This window comes from Streptomyces sp. R35, from assembly GCF_041053035.1.
GTDB lineage: Bacteria > Actinomycetota > Actinomycetes > Streptomycetales > Streptomycetaceae > Streptomyces > Streptomyces lutosisoli.
Genome location: NZ_CP163440.1, coordinates 2,204,426 through 2,223,042, shown reverse-complemented (window position 1 = coordinate 2,223,042; position 18,617 = coordinate 2,204,426). Strand labels below are relative to the sequence as shown.

The following is an 18,617-nucleotide window of genomic DNA, read 5'->3' as shown; positions in this document are numbered from 1 at the left end:
CGTGCCCACCCGTTCCGTCCTGCGGAACGACTGCCCACAGACGAGGGCTCGTGGAGTCTCTTCAGCTTGTGGGGGTCAGGACCAGCAGTGCCGTGCCCGCCTCCACCTGGTCGCCCGGCTTCGCCAGGATCTCGTGTACTACTCCGTTCATGGGGGCGGACACACGTGACTCCATCTTCATGGCCTCCAGGGCCAGCAGCGGCTGGCCGGTGGTGACCGTGTCGCCCGGCTTGACGTTGAGCTGCCAGACGGACGCGGCGAATTCGGCCTCGATCAGGCGGCCGCCCTCGGGGATGGTCACCTCCACGGGGGAAGCGGCGGGTGCGGAGGCTGCCTCCGCGCGGGTGAACTCGCCCGCGGCCTCCCAGGCGTCGCGTTCCGCCGAGAAGGCTGCGCCCTGGCGGGTCCTGAACTCCGCGATGGAGTCGGCGTTCTCGGCGAGGAAGCCCTCGTAGTCCGCGAGGGAGAAGACTCCCTCCTCGATGCGCGGTACGAAGCGGCCCGATGTGATGTCGGCCCGCAGTTCCAGCAGTTCGTCGGCGTCCACCGGGTACCACTTGATGCGGTCGAAGAAGCGCAGCAGCCAGGGCGAGCCCGGCTCGAACGCGCCGCGCTGCTGCCAGCCCGACCACACCTGGGTCGTACGCCCGACGAACTGGTAGCCGCCGGGGCCCTCCATGCCGTAGATGCAGAGGTACGCGCCGCCGATGCCGACCGAGTTCTCGGCGGTCCAGGTGCGTGCCGGGTTGTACTTGGTGGTGACCAGGCGGTGGCGCGGGTCGAGGGGTGTCGCCACCGGGGCGCCCAAGTACACGTCTCCCAGACCGAGTACGAGGTACTCCGCGTCGAAGACCGTGCGGTACACGTCCTCCACCGCGTCCAGGCCGTTCACGCGGCGGATGAACTCGATGTTCCACGGGCACCAGGGCGCGTCGTCGCGGACGCCCGCCATGTAGCGGGCGATCGCCTCACGGGTGGCCGGGTCGTCCCAGGAGAGGGGGAGATGGACCGTGCGGGAGGGGACCACCAGCTGGTCGCTGGGCGGCAGTGTCCGCGCGATCTGCCGTACGGCGGCCAGGAGTTCGCGCTGGGGGAGGCGGCGCGGGTCCGCCTGGATCTGGAGGGAGCGGATGCCGGGCGTGAGATCCGTGACCCCGTCGAGATCGGCCTCGGCCACCGCCTCCATCAGGGCGTGCACGCGCATGCGCAGCGCCAAGTCGAGCTGCATGGGCCCGAATTCGACCAGCAGGTTGTCGTCGCCGCTGCGCCGGAAGGTCACGTCGCCGTCCCGGGCGAGCACTCCGCCGTCGACGATCGCGGGCCGCGCCGAGCCGTCGTCGGCGAGCGGCGCGAAACGCACGGTGTCGCCGGGGCGGAACTGGCCGAGCTTCCAGCGTTCCGTGCTGACGACCGTCGCCGGGCAGACGAAGCCGCCGAGCGAGGGACCGTCCGGGCCGAGCAGTACCGGCATGTCGCCCGTGTAGTCGACCGCGCCGACGGAGTACGGCGTATCGTGGATGTTGGACGGGTGCAGGCCCGCCTCGCCGCCGTCGGTGCGCGCCCAGCGCGGCTTCGGCCCGACCAGCCGGACACCTGTGCGGGCCGAGTTGAAGTGGACCTTCCAGTCGGCGGCGTAGAAGTCGTGGATGTCGTCCTCGGTGAAGAACTCCGGTGCGGCGTGCGGGCCTTCGAGGGCGCCGACCCGCCAGGTGGCAGAGAGGACGGGGCGGTCGCCGATCGGTACCGGCGCCCCGTGCTCCGTGGCCGAGCCGCCGTGCAGCACGTCGCCCGTCCGCAGGGTCCGGCCCCCGTGGCCGCCGAACCGGCCCAGCGTGAAGGTGGACGCGCTGCCGAGGAACGCCGGCACGTCCAGGCCCCCGCCCGCGAACAGCACATAGGTGCGCAGGCCGTGCTCGGCGGGAGCGCCGACCTCCAGTACGGCCCCCGCGGGCACCGTCACCGGCTCCCACTGCGCGACCGCCGTGCCGTCCACGGTGACCGGCGCCGGAGCGCCCGTGACGCAGACCGTCGTGGTGTGCGTGAAGCGCAGGCTCGGCCCCTGGAGCGTGCACTCCAGGCCCGGCGCGCCCTCGTGGTTGCCGAGCGCCCGGTTGCCCAGCCGGAACGACAGGTCGTCCATCGGGCCGCACGGCGGCACGCCCACCTGCCAGTAGCCGGTGCGGCCCGGCCAGTCCTGCACCGTGGTGAGCGTCCCGCCGGACACGACCTCGATGCGCTGAGTGGGATCGGTGACGCCGGCCAGCGTCGCCGTCGAGTGCGTGGCCCGCTGGAAGGAGTCGTCGGCGAGCGCGGCCCGTACCAGTCCCAGGTTTGTCTCGATGCCGTCGATCCGGGTCCTGGCCAGCGCCTCGTCGAGCCGCTCCAGGGCGTGCGCCCGGTCCGAGCCGTACGCGATGACCTTCGCGAGCATCGGGTCGTACGATGTGGTCACCTCGGTGCCCGTCTCGACCCAGCCGTCCACGCGGACGCCGCCGGGGAACTCGACCCGCGTCAACAGGCCCGCGCTCGGCCGGTGTTCGCGCGAGGGGTCCTCGGCGTACACGCGGGCCTCGACGGCGTGGCCGCGGGGCGCGCCCGGGTCCCGTACGACATCGGATTCCCCGCGGGCCAGCCGCAGCATCCAGGCGACGAGGTCGACGCCGTAGATCTCCTCGGTGACCGGATGCTCCACCTGGAGACGGGTGTTGACCTCCAGGAAGTACGCCTCCTCGCGCGCCGCGTCGTACACGAACTCGACGGTTCCGGCCGAGCGGTATCCGACACTGGCGCACAAGTCGCGGGCCGCGGAGGCCAGTCGGCTGCGGACGGCGGCCGGCAGGCCCGGTGCCGGGGCCTCCTCCAGGACCTTCTGGTTGCGGCGCTGGAGCGAGCAGTCGCGGTCGCCGAAGGTGACGACGCGGCCCCGGCCGTCGCCGAAGACCTGCACCTCGACATGGCGGGCGTCCTCGACCAGGCGCTCCAGGAAGACTCCGGCCGAGGAGAAGGAGGCCGCGGCGACGCGCTGCACCCGCTCCCAGGCCTCGGTCAGTTCATCGGCGGAACGACATGCCGACATACCGATGCCACCGCCACCGCCGGTGGCCTTGAGCATGACGGGACAGCCGATACGCGCGGCTGCTTCCAAGGCCTCCGGAAGGCCGGGGAGGAGCCCCGTACCCGGCGCCAGCGGCACCCCCGCCGCCTCTGCCGCGGCCCGCGCCGTGTGCTTGGCGCCGAACAGCTCCAGCTGCTCCGGCGTCGGCCCCACGAACACGATCCCGGCGTCCTCGCAGCGCCGCGCGAAGGCCGCGTCCTCGGAGAGGAAGCCGTATCCGGGGTGGATCGCCCCGGCGCCGGTGTCCTTGGCCGCCTTCAGGACGAGGTCGGCGTCCAGGTACGACTCCTTGGCGGGCGCGGGTCCCAGCCGTACCGCCTCGTCGGCGAGCCGGACGTGCGGCGCGGAGCGGTCGGGGTCGGAGTACACGGCGACCGTGCGCAGTCCGAGTTCGCGGGCCGTGCGGATGATCCGCACCGCGATCTCGCCGCGGTTGGCGACCAGCAGCGTGTCGAAGCTCATTCAGCTGCCCCGACTGCCTCGGCTGCCGCTGTGACGTCGACGGCTTCGATGGTCATCTCCACGGCCGTCGGCTCGAAGCCGTTGCAAGGGTTGTTGATCTGCGGGCAGTTGGAGACCAGCACGATCACGTCGCGCTCGGCGCGCAGCGTCAGCTTCAGCCCCGGGGCCGAGATGCCGTCGACGATGCCGAGGGTGCCGTCCTTCTCGACCGGCACGTTCATGTACCAGTTGATGTTCGAGACGAGATCGCGCTTGCCCAGGCCGTACTTGGCGCCCTCCGCGAGGAAGTTGTCCACGCAGGCGTGCTGGGACCAGGTGTGGTGCCCGTACCGGAGGGTGTTCGACTCCTTGGAGCAGGCGCCCCCGACCGTGTCGTGCCGGCCGACCTCGTCCTCCACGACGGTCATCAGCGGGGTGTGCTCGTTGGACATCAGCACACTGCCGGTGGTGAGGAAGAGGTTGCCCTGCGCGTGGATCGTGTCGGGCGCGCTGTAGCGCACGGCCGTGTCCTGGGCGTCGTACACCAGGAAGTCGACGGCCTGGTTGCCGTGCAGGTCGGTGACGGTGAGTGTCTCGCCGGTGCGGATGACGGCCGACCAGGCGGCCCGGGCCGGGACAGTGACGCGGGTCATGCGATCCCCCTCGTGGCAAGGAACTCGGCGGTGTTCAGGAAGGCGCGGCGGGCCTCGGGCGTGGCTTCCCACAGCGGGTCGCCCGGCTTGGTCGCCTCGGTGCGCCAGGCCAGCACCTCCAGGGGGGTGCTCATGTACTCGGGGCGCGGATCGGCGGGATGCGGCACGTTCGCGATCAGTACGGTGACGTCCTGCTCGGCGCGCAGGGTCACGCTGCCGCCGGGTCCTGCCGAGCCGGTGAAGTCCAGCGAGCCGTCGTCGCGTACCTCCACGCCCTGGAAGAAGGAGAGCGAGGGTGCCAGATCACGCGGTTCGAGCCCGTTCTTGGCGGCGGCCAGCTTGAACAGCTCGCGTCCGGCGGGGGAGTCCGACTGCGGGGTGCCGTCCCCGTACCGCTCCGTGTTGCGTACGAGCGTGGAGGTGCCGCACAGCGCGTCGTGCCGTCCGGAGGTGTCGGCGACCACCGAGGCCAGCACGCGGCCCTGGTCGGACAGGAGCAGCTGTCCCTCGCCCAGGTAGGCGTTCCACTGGACCTTGACGGTGTCCGCCACGTTCAGGCGCTCCCACGGGCGGTCGGCGACGTACAGGAGGACGTGCGCGCAGGCATCGCCCTTCAGGTCGGTCAGCCTGAGCTCCGTGCCCCGGGCCAGCACCTTGTGCGTGTAGTTGCCGCCCGCCACCGTCTCCGCCCACACCAGGTGGCCGGCCTCGCACGGCGGGGTCGGCCAGGCGCTGGCCGGGACGACGGGCATGGCCTCGGTGCGGGTGCCGTCCTGGGCGCGGGCGTGGTCGCGTGCTCCGTAGGTGGTTGCTGTCGCCATCGCGGGTCCTCCGGCTCCTGGATTATTTCTGTCGCCCGACAGAAATTAGGAGCGGGCCGGGTCGATGCCGTGTCTCGTGCGTTGCCATGCGGTTACCGATTCCTCACAGGGGCGCCGGGGGGCGCCCTCAAAGGGGCGCGAGGAACTGCGCGGCCGGCCACAGGGAACCCGCAGCTAGGATCGAACGCATGGACACAGGTGGTGGGCGAAAGGTGGGCAGGCCGCGGGCCGCGCAGCGGCCGGACAGCGGGCTCACCCCCCGTGCCGAACTGCTCGACGCCGCCGCCGAGTTGTTCACCACGCGGGGATACGCCGCCACGACCACCCGTGCCGTCGCCGAGCGGGCCGGTATGCGTCAGGCGTCCATGTACCACTACGTCTCCGGCAAGGAGGAGCTGCTCGCCGAGCTCCTGGAGTCCACGGTCACGCCCTCGCTGACCTTCGCCCGTGAGCTCCTCGCGGACGACGGGACCCCGGCCGGGGCCCGGCTGTGGGAGCTGTGCCGCACGGACGTCGAGCTGCTCTGTGGCGGCCCGCACAACCTCGGCGGGCTCTATCTGCTGCCTGAGGTGCGCACCGAGCGCTTCGCGGGCTTCCATGCCGTACGGGCCGAACTCAAGGACGCCTACCGCCAGTTGCTCGCCGCGACGGCGGCGGGCGGCGCGCTCGCCAAGAGCGAGCTGGACCTGCGGACGGATCTGTTGTTCGGGCTGATCGAGGGTGTCATCCTCGTGCACCGCTCGGATCCGGAGCGGCCGGTGTCGGCGTTCGCGGAGGCCACGGCGGACGCGGCGCTGCGGATCGCCGGGATCTGACCGGGCAGTAAATCGCCGGAATCCCAGGGATTCACCCCTTCCGGGGGGCGGTTTTCGTGTGTCCGTACGTCGTCACACACCGTGTGCGAACGAAGCCTCAGCGTGCAAATGGAGCCGAGGCTACTCCTGTCCCGCGGGCGATTTCAGGTGCTTGCCGAATATGACACAGCGATGATCCGGTCGGACTAAGCTCGCCCGCAGCGCACCGAGTTGAGGTGTATTCGTGCGCTTGTTCCCAAAAGTTCCGAAGATTCTGTTTGACCATGACGTTTCCCCCACAAACTTCCCCGACCCCCCAGCCGATTTGTCTCAGAGGGCATACATGGTGAGTGTTCAATCGCCTCCCGGTGGCCGTGAACTTCCCTACGCGCGCGTGCTGTTGCTGCCGGCCATACTGATGGCCGCGGTGACCGGAGCCGCCGTCGCCGTTGTGACGGACCCGGCCCGGGCCGCCGTCGGCTGGTGCGGCGGCATCGCCACACTGCTGGTCGTCGCGATCGGCGCCGAAGCCGTACGCCGCGGCCGCATCGCCCGCGGCCTGCGCGCCGAACTCGCTCGGCGCACCGCCTACCTGGAACAGCGCATCGTCGCCCACGACCAGGAGATCGTGCACCTCCACCACGAGGTCCTGCCCGCGGCGCTCGACCGCCTGCGCGGCGGCGATTCACCCTCAGAGGTGGTTCGCCTCCTCGGCCGCGACGATCCCGACCTCCGCGAACTCCCCAAGTCGCAGCGCGACTTGCTGACGACGGTGCTCAAGATCGTCGACACCGAGGAGTCGATGCGCGACGCGGCCCACCGGGCCTTCGTCAACATCGCCCGGCGCGTCCAGGCGATCGTCCACCAGCAGAACAAGGAACTCCGCGAGATGGAGGAGGACCACGGGCGCAACCCCGAGGTCTTCGACGACCTGCTGCGCATCGACCACGGCACCGCGCTGATCGGCCGTCTCGCCGACTCCATCGCGGTGCTCGGCGGTGGCCGTCCGGGGCGTCAATGGCCGCAGCCCGTACCGCTGTTCAGCGTGCTGCGCGGCGCGATGTCCCGGATCCTCGAATACCGGCGCATCGAGCTGCACAACATCGTCGAGGTCGCCGTCAACGGCGTGTCCGTCGAACCGCTCATCCACGCCCTGGCCGAGCTCCTCGACAACGCCACGCGCTACTCGCCGCCGCACACCAAGGTGCACGTCACCGCAATCGAGGTGCAGACCGGCATCGCCATCGAGATCGAGGACGGCGGCGTCAGCCTCAGCGACGAGGCCCGCGCAAAGACCGAGGGCCTGCTCCAGAAGGCCGCGGAGGGCTCCGACCTCGACTTCCTGGGGGAGAACCCCCGGCTCGGCCTGGCCGTCGTCGGCCGGCTCTCGCGCATGTACAACATGCAGGTCTCGCTGCGGCAGTCCGCGTACGGCGGTGTCCGCGTCGTCCTCGTCGCGCCGAGCGCCATGCTCACCGCCGACCGTGCCCTCGGTGTCGCCCACGGCATCGGCGCGACCGCCGTACCGCAGATGGACACCGGCGGAGTCGAAGGCCCGGCGCGCAAGCCCAAGAAGCGCCGCCCGACCACCGGACCCCGCATTCCCAACCCGACCGGCGGCTCCCTGGACGACGACGTCCCCACGGTCACCGAATGGACGCCCAACGGGCTGCCGCAGCGCCGCAGCCGGATCAAGATCCCGCTCAGCCAGCGGATCGTCGAGGCCCGCGCCGAGGCGGCGGCGGCCGAGGCCGCGGCGGCAGCGGCACCCTCCTGGGCCGCCGAGGCCGCTCCGGAGGAGAAGGAGCCCGAACCGGGACTGTGGGTCGAGGCGTTCATGAACGGACTCAAGGGTGACCCGGATCCGACCGCATTCAGCTCGAACAACCAGTCGGCCCCTGCCGAGGCCGACGACGAGGGGGACCTCAAGTGATCCAGCAGCGAGCCAACTTCGACTGGATGCTCAAGGAGCTCGCCGACGGCGTACCCGGCATCCAGCAGATCGTGGTGCTCTCCGCCGACGGACTGCGCATCGCCCGGTACGGCGGTGACCCGGACGCCGCCGACCGGGTCGCCGCGGCCTGCGCGGGCCTGCAGAGCCTGGCCGGAGCCGTAGCGGGAGAGATCCCCAACAGCGACGGCCGGATGCGCATGGTCATCATCGAGATCAACGGCGGCTACTTCTACCTGATGTCGGCAGGGCCCAACGCCTACCTCGCGGTCCTCGCCGACCAGACGGCGGAGCCCGGACTGATGAGCAACCGCATGCGCGACCTCGTCGTACGGATCGGCGCCCACCTGACGAGTCCGCCGCGGCGCAACGGGCAGACCGTATGACTCCTCCGCAACGCCGGCGGCGCTACCCCAAGGAAGAGTTCCAGGAACCCCCCCAAGAGAGGTCCCCCGAAAGGGGGTCCCCCGCAGAGGGCCAGGACAACCCGAGGGACCCCGAGCGCCTGTATGTGCTCACGGGCGGAGGCGAGGGCGGCGACCGGGCCGCCCTCGACCTGGTGACGTTAATCGTGGCGTGCGCCGACGAGCCGACGCCCGCCGCCCAGCCGGAGCAGTCGGCGCTGCTCCGGCTCTGCAAGGCCCCTCTCTCCGTGGCCGAGCTCTCGGCCTATCTCAATCTGCCGTTCAGCGTGGTGACCGTCCTGCTCACCGAGCTGCTGGCGGCCGAACTGGTACAGGCGCGCGCCCCGATCGTCCGCTCGGCGCTCCCCGACCGTTCCCTCCTCGAAGCGGTGATGCATGGACTTCAAAAGCTCTGACACGATCACCGGCCCTCGCGCCGAGGACCATCTGCCGCACACGGCGCAGGCCGCCGTGAAGATCGTGATCGTGGGCGGCTTCGGGGTCGGCAAGACGACCATGGTGGGCTCCGTCAGCGAGATCAGGCCGCTGACCACCGAGGAGACCATGACGCAGGCCGGTATCGGAGTCGACGACAACTACGGATCCGAGACCAAGACGGCCACCACCGTCGCCATGGACTTCGGCCGCATCTCGATCACCGAACAGCTGGTGCTCTACCTGTTCGGCACCCCTGGCCAGGAGCGCTTCTGGTTCCTGTGGAACGGCCTGTTCGAGGGTGCGCTCGGCGCGGTCGTCCTGGTCGACACCCGCCGCCTGGAGGTCAGCTTCGACGTGATCGGCCGCCTGGAGGAGCGCGGTGTGCCGTTCGTCATCGCCATAAACGACTTCCCGGACGCGCCCCGCTATCCGGTCGAGGACCTGCGGACCGCGCTCGACCTCGCCGAGGACATCCCGATCATCAAGTGCGACGCGCGCCGCAGGGCTTCCAGCCGGGATGTCCTGATGACGCTGATGCGCTTCCTGCACTCGCTGGCCATGACGCGCGCCTGAGCCCCGCCCGCACGCACCGAATCCGTACGCAGATACGCCAACTCCCAAGACACCGGATCCACTTCAGTTTCGGAGCGATCACCGTGACGCCTGAATCCCACTCCCCGACCGGTACGGACGACCCCACGCTCGGCCCGCCGCCCGGCTGCCCCGCCCACGGCCTCGGTCCCGGCGGACTGCGCCGGCTGTACGGCCCCGAAGCCGAGGACCTGGGAGCCGTGTACGAGAACCTGCGGGCCGAGCACGGCTCGGTGGCCCCCGCTCTGCTCCACGAGGACGTGCCGATCTGGGTCGTGCTCGGCCACGGCGAGAACATGCACATGCTGCGCACCCCCTCGCAGTACAGCCGTGACACCCGGTTGTGGGCCCCCTTGCAGGACGGCACGGTCAAGCCGGATCACCCGCTCATGCCGATCGTCGCCTGGCAGCCCATCTGCTGCCACGCCGAGGGCGACGAGCACCTGCGGCTGCGCGGCGCGGTCACCGGCGCCATGTCGACCATCGACCACCGGGGCATCCGCCGCCACATCAACCGCGCGACTCAGCACCTCGTCAACAAGTTCTGCGAGGAAGGCAGGGCCGACCTGGTAGCCCAGTTCGCCGAGCACCTGCCGATGGCAATGATGTGCGAGATCCTCGGCATGCCCGAGGAGTACAACGACCGGCTGGTGCACGCCGCCCGCGACATGCTCAAGGGCACCGAGACCGCCATTGCCAGCAACGCGTACCTCATGGACGTGCTGATGCGGCTCACCACCCGCCGCCGGGCCGAACCCAGGGAGGACTTCACCAGCCACCTGATCAACCACCCGGCGCGGCTCGACGACGAGGAGATCGGCCAGCACCTGCGCGTCGTCCTGATCGTCGCGTACGAGAGCACCGCCAACCTGCTCGCCAACGTACTGCGGGTCGTGCTCACCGACCCGGGGTTCCGCGCCCGGCTCAACGGCGGCCAGATGACGGTGCCTCAGGCGGTCGAGCAGTCCCTGTGGGACGAGCCGCCGTTCAGCACGATCCTCCCCTATGTCGCCAAGCAGGAGACCGAGCTGGGTGGCCAGCGCATCCGCAAGGGTGACGGCCTCATCTTGGGCATGGCGCCGGGCAACGTCGACCCGCGCGTCCGTCCCGACCTCACGGCCAACATGCAGGGCAACCGCTCCCACCTCGCTTTCAGTGGCGGTCCCCACGAGTGCCCGGGCCAGGACATCGGCCGCGCCATCGCCGACGTCGGCGTCGACGCGCTGCTGACCCGCCTTCCGGACATCCAACTCGACTGCGAAGAGGACGAGCTGCGCTGGCGGGCGTCCATCTCGAACCGGCACCTGGTGGAGCTGCCGGTGAAGTTCGCGCCGAAGCCTCAGCAGGACGTCAGGCAGCGGCCCTCCATCAACCCGGTGCCGGCGCAGCGCCCGAACGACTGGCTGGTCAGCACGCAGCGGGCACAGCCCATGGCTCCGGAACCCGTCATCCCGGCCGCCGAGCCCACGCCGACGCCCGAACTGGCCCGCCGGCCGGGCGTGTTCCGGCGCCTCCTGCGCTGGTGGCGCGGCGACTGAGCCGACCGGGGCACCGGGGCTACCCGGCCCACTCCTCGTACGACGACCAGGCCCGCAGCACACGCGGGCTGACGAACCGGTGCTCGCGCCCCGTGACCGGATCGGTGAACTCCAGGGACCGCGCCAGCAGTTGGAGCGGGCGCCGGAAGTCGCCGGCCGCCACGGGGCCGGTCACCACCGGATAGAGGGGATCGCCGAGGATCGGCACCCCCAACGCGCACATGTGCACCCGCAGTTGGTGCGTCTGCCCGGTGTGGGGTCTCAGCCGGTAGCGAGCCAGCCCGTCGTCCCGCTGTTCCAGCAACTCCACGTCGCTGACGGCATTGGGCTCGCCCTCGACCTCGCGCGCCGCCATGACCCCACGCTCCTTCACGATCCGACTGCGCACGGTGCGCGGCAGGGCGAGCGCCGGATCGTGCCGGGCGACGGCCTCGTATTCCTTGGCGATGAGCCGGTCGCGGAACAGCGACTGGTACGCGCCGCGCTCCGCAGGGCGCACAGTGAACAGGACCAGCCCGGCGGTGAGCCGGTCCAGGCGGTGGGCGGCGCCCAGCGTGGGCAGGTCCAGCTCCCGGCGCAGCCGCGCGAGCGCGGTCTCCGTGACATGGCTGCCGCGTGGTGTCGTGGCCAGGAAATGCGGCTTGTCGACGACGACGACGTGCTCGTCGCGGTACACGACGTCCAGCGCGAACGGCACCGGCACCTCGTACGGCAGCTCCCGGTGGAACCACACGAACATGCCCGGCACGTACGCCATGTCACGCGGCACGGCACGCCCGTCGGCGTCCACGATCAGCCCTGCGTCCAGCATCCCGTCGATCACCCCCGCCCCGGCCGCGAGCCGCTCCACCAGATGATCGCGCACGGTCGCCCACGCCGCCCCCTGCGGCAGCTTCACCCGCACCGGATCGACCCCGTCGCGCTGCGGCAGGGGGGAAGGGGGGATCGGGCTTCTGCGTCTCATCACGATCAAGCGTACGAGGGGGCACTGACAGGCGGGGTACGAGCCGGCCCCGACCTTGTTCGCGGGCCGGTGGAAAACCGGACTTCCACGGACCGAGGCCGGTGTAAATACGGTGTGCCCGCCCGCGCTCCGTTGGCAGGATGCGGGCCATGCCTTTCCTCTCCAGCGCAGTCCTGCCCGCCGGAACCCTTGCCCAGTCCCCGCAGCCCACCCTCCCCACCGGCGACGGCCTGGTCCTGCGGCCCTGGCGGACCGAGGATGCGCCCCTGGTCCACAAGGCCTTCCAGGACCCGCTCCTGCACCAGTGGCACATCCGACGGTCCGAGTCGGAGAGCGAGGCGCGCGGTTGGATCGACGGGTGGCTCAAGGCCTGGGCGGGCGAGGACAACGCACAGTGGGCCGTCACCGACGTGACCACCGACCGGCTGCTGGGGCGCGTGGCGCTGCGGAGCATCGTGCTCGCCGACGGCTGCGCCGAACTCGCCTACTGGACCGCGCCGTGGGCCCGGGGCCAGGGCGTCGCCCCGCGCGCGACGGCGATGCTGACTCGCTGGGCCCTCGACGAGATCGGTTTCCACCGCCTCGAACTCCTCCACGCCGTCCGCAACGAGGCGTCCTGCCGGGTGGCCACGAAGACCGGCTTCGCTCTGGAGGGCACCAAGCGCCGTGCCCTCCTCCATCCGGACGGCTGGCACGACATGCACCTGCACGCGCGCGTGCGGGGCGATTGACGCTACGCGCGCGTGTCGAGCTGTTCCGGTCTCTGGCTCAGCTCGTCCTTCGCCGACCGGTTGCCCCGCCAATACACCGCCCGCCTTGTGGCTCCGTCCGGGGCACATGACCACCTCGGCAACCGCCCCGGGCACCCGCGGATTCCCGAGCGGTTTCCTGACAGCCGGAGTCAGCGGCTGACCGGTACCGATCGGTGACGCCGAGGACCGCCGCCAAAACCCCCAACTGCAGGAGGGGGCGTGCGCGTTGTGATCTGCGACCGTCCAGATGTGAGTGCAACTCGTTCATGCAGGGATCAACGACGTCCACTTCCGGTCTGGACCGAACTGCGATGTGATAGAAGCTGCAACCGTCGAAGGCGGCGCGTCCTGTTCGCGCCACCGTGGAAGGGGGAGCCCGTGGCGTCACTCGTCCCGTCGTCGCCCACCGCGGCCGCCACTGCCTCGGCCCTCTTGGAGCACGCCCGTGAGCGGGCGCGCCAACAGCGCACACGGGGATGTCCTCGTACATCACCGTGAAGCGCCGATCGTCCACCAACTCCTCGGCTTCTCGCTGCGAGAGCAGGCAACCTGCCCCAGGCCTCACCCGCCTCAGCCAACTCCGGCGCCATAGACATGGAGGACTTAGTGCTCGCCATGATCCCGACGTATGCGGAGCCCACCCCCCCGACCGTAAGCCCATACACTCGGCGGATCGAAGAATATGTCCGCTCACTCGGAGAGAGCCTCGGACTGACAGAGACGCAGGGCGGCCGGGAGCGGCTGGAAGCAGGCTACGGACAATTTGTTGCCTGGACCTATCCAGAAGCCTCATTCAGCGATCTCTGCCTTTGCGCGGAATGGCTTTTCTTCACCTTCATCCTGGACGACTTGCACACGTTGAAGGTCTATGACGATCCGGAAGTCTGGGCTCCGGTCCACCGGCGCCTGATGAGCATCATCAACACCGGGGAAGACCCTGCCCCCGCATGGGAGCAATCTCCTTTCACTGAGGCGCTCACGGATCTATCCATCCGTACGGGCAAAAGGCTCTCACCAGCGCTCCACGGACGACTCAACCGGCACCTGGACCTGTTCTTTCAAGGATTCACCGAGGAATCCGAGAATCGGTTCCGCGGCACTCCCCCGGGGATTGACAGTTTTACCCAGACCAGGCGACTGTCGGTAGGTATGGAGTTCGGCTTCGATTTGGTTGAACTCAGCCAGGGCACGGAGGTGCCTGAAAGTATCTATGAGACAGGCTTGTTCAGGAAGATCGTCGAAGCAGCGAGCGATGTAGTCGCCTGGCAGAATGACCTGCATTCGATTCACCTGGATGACATGCGTGGAGATTTCCACAACGTCGTCATCGTCATGCAGCATGCCGACGGAATCTCGCTGGAGGAAGCCATCGACTCGGCCGTTGCCAAGGTTCAGGGGCGCGTGGCCGACTTCCTGGCCGCCGAAGAGCAGCTCTGGCCCTTCCTGGAGAGCCGTGGTGTGCCGCCCCGCACCCGTGAAGAGATTCTGAGGGTCACCGCCGGAATGCGGCAGTGGACGAATGGATGCCTGCACTGGTACGGGAACACCACCCGCTACGCGATCCCCACCACCTCGGACGAGTCGGATCAACAGCATGCTCACCTGCAGGCGATGCTCCCGAGCCGGGAACACGCATTCCGTCATAGTTGCGGGTGACCAGCAAGGACTACGCACCGGCTTCCTCGACGCCGGCCTGTACGAGGCTCCCGCCCCATCGATGCGAACCAAGAGCGGCTTGGAGCAGGACCTGAGGGTTAGCTCGCCAACATCCTGGATCGACAAGAAGGGCCAACACGCCATGGCAACGGACCATGTAGGCATCGCACAGGCTCCGGGGGCACTGCCGATCGTCGGGCATCTGTTTCCCCTGCTCCGTGACCCGCTGCGTTTTCTGAACACCCTCCCCTCCTATGGCGATTTGGTGCAGATACGGCTAGGTACACAAACGGCCGTCGTAGTCTGCCGGCCTGAACTCGTCCAGCAAGTTCTCCTGCATGACCGCACTTACGACAAGGGCGGACCCATCATCGAACGGATCGGGAATGCGCTTGGGGACGGTCTTGCCTCGTGCCCCCACAGCGCCCATCGGCGACAGCGACGCAGCTTACAGCCGGCCTTCTCTCGCACTTGCCTGCGTGAATACGCCGCCCTCATGACCCAGCAGATCGACACGCTCACCATCGGCTGGAGCGACGGACGGACCGTGGACGTAGCCGCGCAGATGTACGATTTCGCGAGTGACACAATTGCTCGTACATTGTTCACGGCTGAAGCCGCGCGACCCGCCATAGACACCGTCAAGGAATGTCTGCCCGATATCTTCCGAGGTATCTATCAGCAGGCTGTCCTCCCGCCTTGGCTGAGCCGTCTGCCACTCCCCCCGAACGTGCGCTACGAGCGGGCTCGCAACCGAGCGTCGGCCGCGGTCAGCAAGACCATCAGCTTGTACCGGCAAGACGATGAGACCCACGGCGATGTGCTGTCGATGCTCCTCAAGACGCATGACGACGCGGGAGAAGTCCTCGGCGACGCCGAGATCCATGCTCAGATCATGACCCTGCTCGTCGCCGGCATCGAATCCACCGCAGTGGCTCTTACCTGGGCTGTGCATCTCCTGTGCCAAAACCCCGATGTCCAAGAGCGATTGCGCACCGAGACAGCCAAGGTTCTCGGCACCCGAACGGCCACTTGGGATGATCTTCCCCAGCTCGACCTGGCGCGCCGGGTCATCACCGAGACACTACGCATCTACCCTCCCGGATGGATCCTGACTCGAACGACCGCCACCGAGGCGCGGCTGGCGGACGCTGTGATCCCCCCCGAAACCACCCTCATCTACAGCCCGTATCTCATGCACCACGATGAACGATTCAATCCGCGCCCCAGCTCCTTCGATCCCGACCGGTGGCTTCCGGAGCAGGAACACGTGCGCGGCGCTTTCATTCCGTTCGGCGGAGGTGCGCGCAAGTGCATCGGTGACAACTATGCGATGACCTTGGCGACACTCGCCCTGTCCACGATCGTGGCCCAATGGCGGCTCTCGAGTGGTGACCATCAACTGCCGCATATCGAACCCCGTGTGACCCTGACCCCTCACGGTGTCCAGGTCCGAGTGGAGTGTCTGCAGAGAGTGCCTGATTGACGGAGGATCACCCGTCTGTGTCGGGTTGGCGTCGCAGTGCAGCGTCCAGGCGCGAATGTCCGCGTCCGTGAGGTGGAGTTCGCCCGTGCTCGATACGGGAGCACGTCGACTCGTGCCGGCCCGCGAGACCGGCCAGTGCCCTTGCAGTCAGACCCGCAACCTTGCGGATCTCACGAGGGCGCTGGCCGAGTGCTCGTCGGGCTTCGGCGACGCTGGACGATGACGGCGACTTGCTGATTCCCCGTCAGGGCCGGCGGGGCGGCCGGTACTGCTCAGCGGCGGCCGCGATCGAGTTGGTGCTGGGGTTCCCCAGTGGCACGTGCGGACACGATGGCGATGGCGACGGCGATCAGCTGGATTCTGCGGGCACTGCCAGCGGTGCTCCTACCTCCGCAGTGTGCCCTCGATGTGCCCTCAGCCACCGGTACAGGCACCCCAGCCCCACCGTGACCAGCAAAAACAGCACAGTGAACCACTGGAAGTACCAGTGCCCGCCCGCCGGGTCGTACACCTCGGCGCGCGGCCAGGCGAGGTTGACGGTCATGAGGAGGCCGTACAGGAGGGCGAGCACGTTGACGGGGACGCCCCAGCGGCCGAGCGAGAAGAGCGGGGCGCCCGTCTCGTCGGTGCCGTCGGCGGTGAACTGCCCGCGCAGGCGGCGTACCAGCAGCGGCCCGGTCACCATCGCGTACGCCAGGTACAGCATAACGATGCAGGTGGTGCCGATCGCCAGAAAGGCGTCCGGAGAGGCGAAGTTGAGGAGCAGCAGCGCGGCGGCGAGGACCCCGACGACCAGGGCGGGGGCGCTCGGCATGCCGGTGCGCGGGTTGACCTTCGCGAGGCGGCGGGAGAAGGGGAGCTGGTTGTCGCGGGCCATCGAGAAGAGCATGCGGCAGGCGGCCGTCTGGATCGCCAGGGTCGCCACCGCGATGGCCACCACGACGTCGGCGAGCAGCGCCCGGCCGACCCCGTCGCCGAGGCTGCTGGTCAGGACGTAGCTCAGGCCGTCGACGCCCAGATGCCCGTCCGTGAGGCTGGGCGCGGCCAGCAGACCGCCGAGCACGATCAGCCCGCCGAGCAGGCCCGCCGCGCCGAGCGCGGTGAGGATCGTACGGGGCGCGGTGCGGCGCGGGTTGTGGGTCTCCTCGCTCATCTCGCCCGCGCTGTCGAAGCCGATCATCACGTACGCCGCCATGAAGGAGCCCACCATGAGCGCGCCGAAGAGGCCGGTGCTGCCCTCGCCCGTGTGGAAGGTGATGCCGGGGGAGCGCTCGGAGTGCGTGAGCAGCAGCACGATGATCAGGACCGCGCCGATGATCTCGGCGGTCACACCGACGCGGTTGATCACGGACATCACGCGGTTGTCGACGACGTTGACCAGCGTGGTCAGGACCAGCAGGATCACGCCGAGTACGGCCGCGTTGGCGGCGCCGTCGGCGCTGATCGGTGAGGGGTCGCCGCCCACCAGCTGGAAGCCGGACCAGATGGCCGGCAGCACCATCTGCAGCGCGAGCGCGGCCGCCGCGACCACCACGATCTGTCCGATCACCATGATCCAGCCGGCGAACCAGCCGAACGAGAGGTTCGACAGGCGCGAGGACCACTGGTAGATCGCGCCCGAGATCGGATAGCGCGCGGCCAGCTCCGCGAAGCACGCGGCGACCGCCAACTGGCCCACCAGCACGGCCGGCCAGGTCCAGAAGAAGACGGGGCCGCCGAACGCGTACCCGAAAGCGAAGAACTGGAAGACGGTCGTCAGGACGGAGATGAAGGAGAACCCGGCGGCGAACGAGGCGTACCGGCCGAGGCTGCGGTGCAGCTCCTGGCGGTAGCCGAACTCGGCCAGGGAGCGGTCGCCGGGGGACTCCGGCGGGTCCGGGCGTACGTCGGAGGGGGCGGTGGTGGTCACGGCGGCACCTGCCTTCGGCGCGGAAGGGTGAGCGGGACGACGAGCTGAATTCCTGTCGGGTGACAGAAATTAGGGAGACCCTGTTTCGCTCGCGTGACGCGGCCATGTCGGCGGCGGGCCTAAGTCCTCACGCCTTGCCCTCCCTGTCGAAACGCGATACATCGTGTGTATTGACGCTCCCTTCGGACACGCGATATGTTCGGCTACGGATATTCGGAGGCGAGGTGGGATCATCATGGCGACGAAACGCCGCAAGCTGAGCAATCCGCTGGCGCTCGCGGTCATGGTGCTGCTCACCGAGCGGTCGATGCACCCGTACGAGATCGCCCAGACCCTGCGCCGACGCGGCAAGGACACCAGTCTGAAGATCAACTACGGCTCGCTCTACACCGTCGTCCAGAACCTGGAGAAGCACGGCTTCGTCGAGGTCGCGGAGGTGCAGCGGCAGGGCAAGCGCCCTGAGCGCACGCTCTACGGCATCACAGACGCCGGGCGCGAGGAGGCCACGGAGTGGCTGTCGGACCTGATCGCCGTTCCGGCACAGGAGTTCCCGATCTTCGAGACCGCGCTCTCACTCGTCGGGGTGATCCATCCCGACGAGGTCGTGCGGTTGCTGGGGGAGCGGCTCAAGACGCTTGAGTTCCAGGCCGCCAGCACACGCGGCGGTCTGATGAAGATGCGCGAGAGCCTGCCGCGGATCTTCCTGGTGGAGAGCGAGTACCGCCTGCACATGGTCGAGGCGGAGGCCGAGTGGGTCCGCGGCCTCCTGCGGGAGCTCAAGGACGGCACGCTCGACGGTGTCGAGCAGTGGCGGAGCTTCCATGAGACGGGGGAGATCCCGCCGGAGTTCCAGGAGTTGGAGGACCGCCACTTCGAGAAGTGACCCAGACGTAAACAGACCCCGGCAGAGCTGTTGCAGCAGCTCCACCAGGGTCTCGAACCCCGAACCGAATCCGCTGTGAGGCAGTTCCAGGCGATCGAGGTGCGGCACACCCAGGATAGCCCGGCGCTCTTCACGCGGATCAGTCGCCGATCCGCTCATGCGGATCAGTCGTACGTCCGCACGCGCGGATCAGTCGTCGATCCGCTCCCGCGGATCCTTCG

The 18,617-nt window shown here is 69.1% G+C and carries 16 protein-coding genes; 10 read left to right on the top strand and 6 right to left on the bottom strand.

Translation table 11 applies throughout. The features are described from left to right. Window positions 1-61: 61 nt before the first annotated feature. The 3 genes from AB5J50_RS10495 to AB5J50_RS10485 are packed head-to-tail and all read right to left on the bottom strand — an operon-like array spanning window position 62 to window position 5,030. The gene (locus tag AB5J50_RS10495) at window positions 62-3,577 is read right to left on the bottom strand and encodes a 5-oxoprolinase/urea amidolyase family protein (RefSeq protein ID WP_369256927.1); all 3,516 of its coding nucleotides are present in this window, start codon (window positions 3,575-3,577) and stop codon (window positions 62-64) included. Further along, entirely contained in the window at window positions 3,574-4,209 is a 636-nt protein-coding gene (locus tag AB5J50_RS10490; RefSeq protein ID WP_369256925.1) for an urea amidolyase associated protein UAAP2, read from the bottom strand. The genes AB5J50_RS10495 and AB5J50_RS10490 overlap by 4 nt, the downstream gene beginning before the upstream one ends. Further along, on the bottom strand, window positions 4,206-5,030 hold the full coding sequence (locus tag AB5J50_RS10485; protein WP_369256923.1) for an urea amidolyase associated protein UAAP1: 825 nt from the start codon (window positions 5,028-5,030) through the stop codon (window positions 4,206-4,208). Before AB5J50_RS10485 ends, AB5J50_RS10490 begins: the two co-directional genes overlap by 4 nt. Before the next feature lie 188 nt (window positions 5,031-5,218). Between AB5J50_RS10485 and AB5J50_RS10480 the strand changes: the two genes are divergently transcribed. The 6 genes from AB5J50_RS10480 to AB5J50_RS10455 all read left to right on the top strand — a co-directional run bounded on the left by AB5J50_RS10480 (window position 5,219) and on the right by AB5J50_RS10455 (window position 10,746). After that, entirely contained in the window at window positions 5,219-5,845 is a 627-nt protein-coding gene (locus AB5J50_RS10480; RefSeq protein WP_327427421.1) for a helix-turn-helix domain-containing protein, read from the top strand. Between the two features lie 322 nt (window positions 5,846-6,167). Continuing rightward, window positions 6,168-7,757 carry an ATP-binding protein gene (locus AB5J50_RS10475; protein ID WP_369256920.1) on the top strand — a complete coding sequence of 530 codons (1,590 nt, stop codon included), beginning with the start codon at window positions 6,168-6,170 and terminating at the stop codon, window positions 7,755-7,757. After that, window positions 7,754-8,161 carry a roadblock/LC7 domain-containing protein gene (locus tag AB5J50_RS10470; RefSeq protein ID WP_327427419.1) on the top strand — a complete coding sequence of 136 codons (408 nt, stop codon included), beginning with the start codon at window positions 7,754-7,756 and terminating at the stop codon, window positions 8,159-8,161. The genes AB5J50_RS10475 and AB5J50_RS10470 overlap by 4 nt, the downstream gene beginning before the upstream one ends. After that, window positions 8,158-8,595, top strand: a complete 438-nt coding sequence (locus AB5J50_RS10465) for a DUF742 domain-containing protein (protein ID WP_327427418.1) — start codon at window positions 8,158-8,160, stop codon at window positions 8,593-8,595. Before AB5J50_RS10470 ends, AB5J50_RS10465 begins: the two co-directional genes overlap by 4 nt. Next, window positions 8,576-9,190: an ATP/GTP-binding protein gene (locus AB5J50_RS10460; RefSeq protein WP_327427417.1), complete on the top strand. Its 615-nt coding sequence runs from the start codon at window positions 8,576-8,578 to the stop codon at window positions 9,188-9,190. The genes AB5J50_RS10465 and AB5J50_RS10460 overlap by 20 nt, the downstream gene beginning before the upstream one ends. 83 nt (window positions 9,191-9,273) lie before the next feature. Further along, window positions 9,274-10,746 carry a cytochrome P450 gene (locus tag AB5J50_RS10455; protein WP_369256917.1) on the top strand — a complete coding sequence of 491 codons (1,473 nt, stop codon included), beginning with the start codon at window positions 9,274-9,276 and terminating at the stop codon, window positions 10,744-10,746. A 19-nt stretch (window positions 10,747-10,765) separates the two neighbouring features. Here the strand turns inward: AB5J50_RS10455 and AB5J50_RS10450 are convergent, their stop codons facing one another. Beyond that, window positions 10,766-11,710, bottom strand: a complete 945-nt coding sequence (locus AB5J50_RS10450) for an RluA family pseudouridine synthase (RefSeq protein ID WP_369256915.1) — start codon at window positions 11,708-11,710, stop codon at window positions 10,766-10,768. A 149-nt stretch (window positions 11,711-11,859) separates the two neighbouring features. Here AB5J50_RS10450 and AB5J50_RS10445 point away from each other — a divergent pair, with 149 nt between their 5' ends. The 3 genes from AB5J50_RS10445 (at window position 11,860) to AB5J50_RS10435 (ending at window position 15,604) form a co-directional block, all read left to right on the top strand. Beyond that, window positions 11,860-12,441 (top strand): GNAT family N-acetyltransferase, encoded by a 582-nt coding sequence (locus AB5J50_RS10445; RefSeq protein WP_369256913.1) that lies wholly within the window; start codon window positions 11,860-11,862, stop codon window positions 12,439-12,441. A 636-nt stretch (window positions 12,442-13,077) separates the two neighbouring features. Further along, entirely contained in the window at window positions 13,078-14,118 is a 1,041-nt protein-coding gene (locus AB5J50_RS10440; protein WP_369265361.1) for a hypothetical protein, read from the top strand. A gap of 79 nt (window positions 14,119-14,197) precedes the next feature. Beyond that, entirely contained in the window at window positions 14,198-15,604 is a 1,407-nt protein-coding gene (locus tag AB5J50_RS10435; protein WP_369256911.1) for a cytochrome P450, read from the top strand. A gap of 7 nt (window positions 15,605-15,611) precedes the next feature. Here the strand turns inward: AB5J50_RS10435 and AB5J50_RS10430 are convergent, their stop codons facing one another. Together AB5J50_RS10430 and AB5J50_RS10425 are read right to left on the bottom strand one after the other, a co-directional pair. Continuing rightward, window positions 15,612-15,740 carry a hypothetical protein gene (locus AB5J50_RS10430; RefSeq protein ID WP_369265360.1) on the bottom strand — a complete coding sequence of 43 codons (129 nt, stop codon included), beginning with the start codon at window positions 15,738-15,740 and terminating at the stop codon, window positions 15,612-15,614. A 213-nt stretch (window positions 15,741-15,953) separates the two neighbouring features. After that, on the bottom strand, window positions 15,954-17,513 hold the full coding sequence (locus AB5J50_RS10425) for an amino acid permease (RefSeq protein ID WP_369256909.1): 1,560 nt from the start codon (window positions 17,511-17,513) through the stop codon (window positions 15,954-15,956). A 235-nt stretch (window positions 17,514-17,748) separates the two neighbouring features. Between AB5J50_RS10425 and AB5J50_RS10420 the strand changes: the two genes are divergently transcribed. Further along, window positions 17,749-18,396 carry a PadR family transcriptional regulator gene (locus AB5J50_RS10420; RefSeq protein WP_369256907.1) on the top strand — a complete coding sequence of 216 codons (648 nt, stop codon included), beginning with the start codon at window positions 17,749-17,751 and terminating at the stop codon, window positions 18,394-18,396. Window positions 18,397-18,617 lie beyond the last annotated feature (221 nt).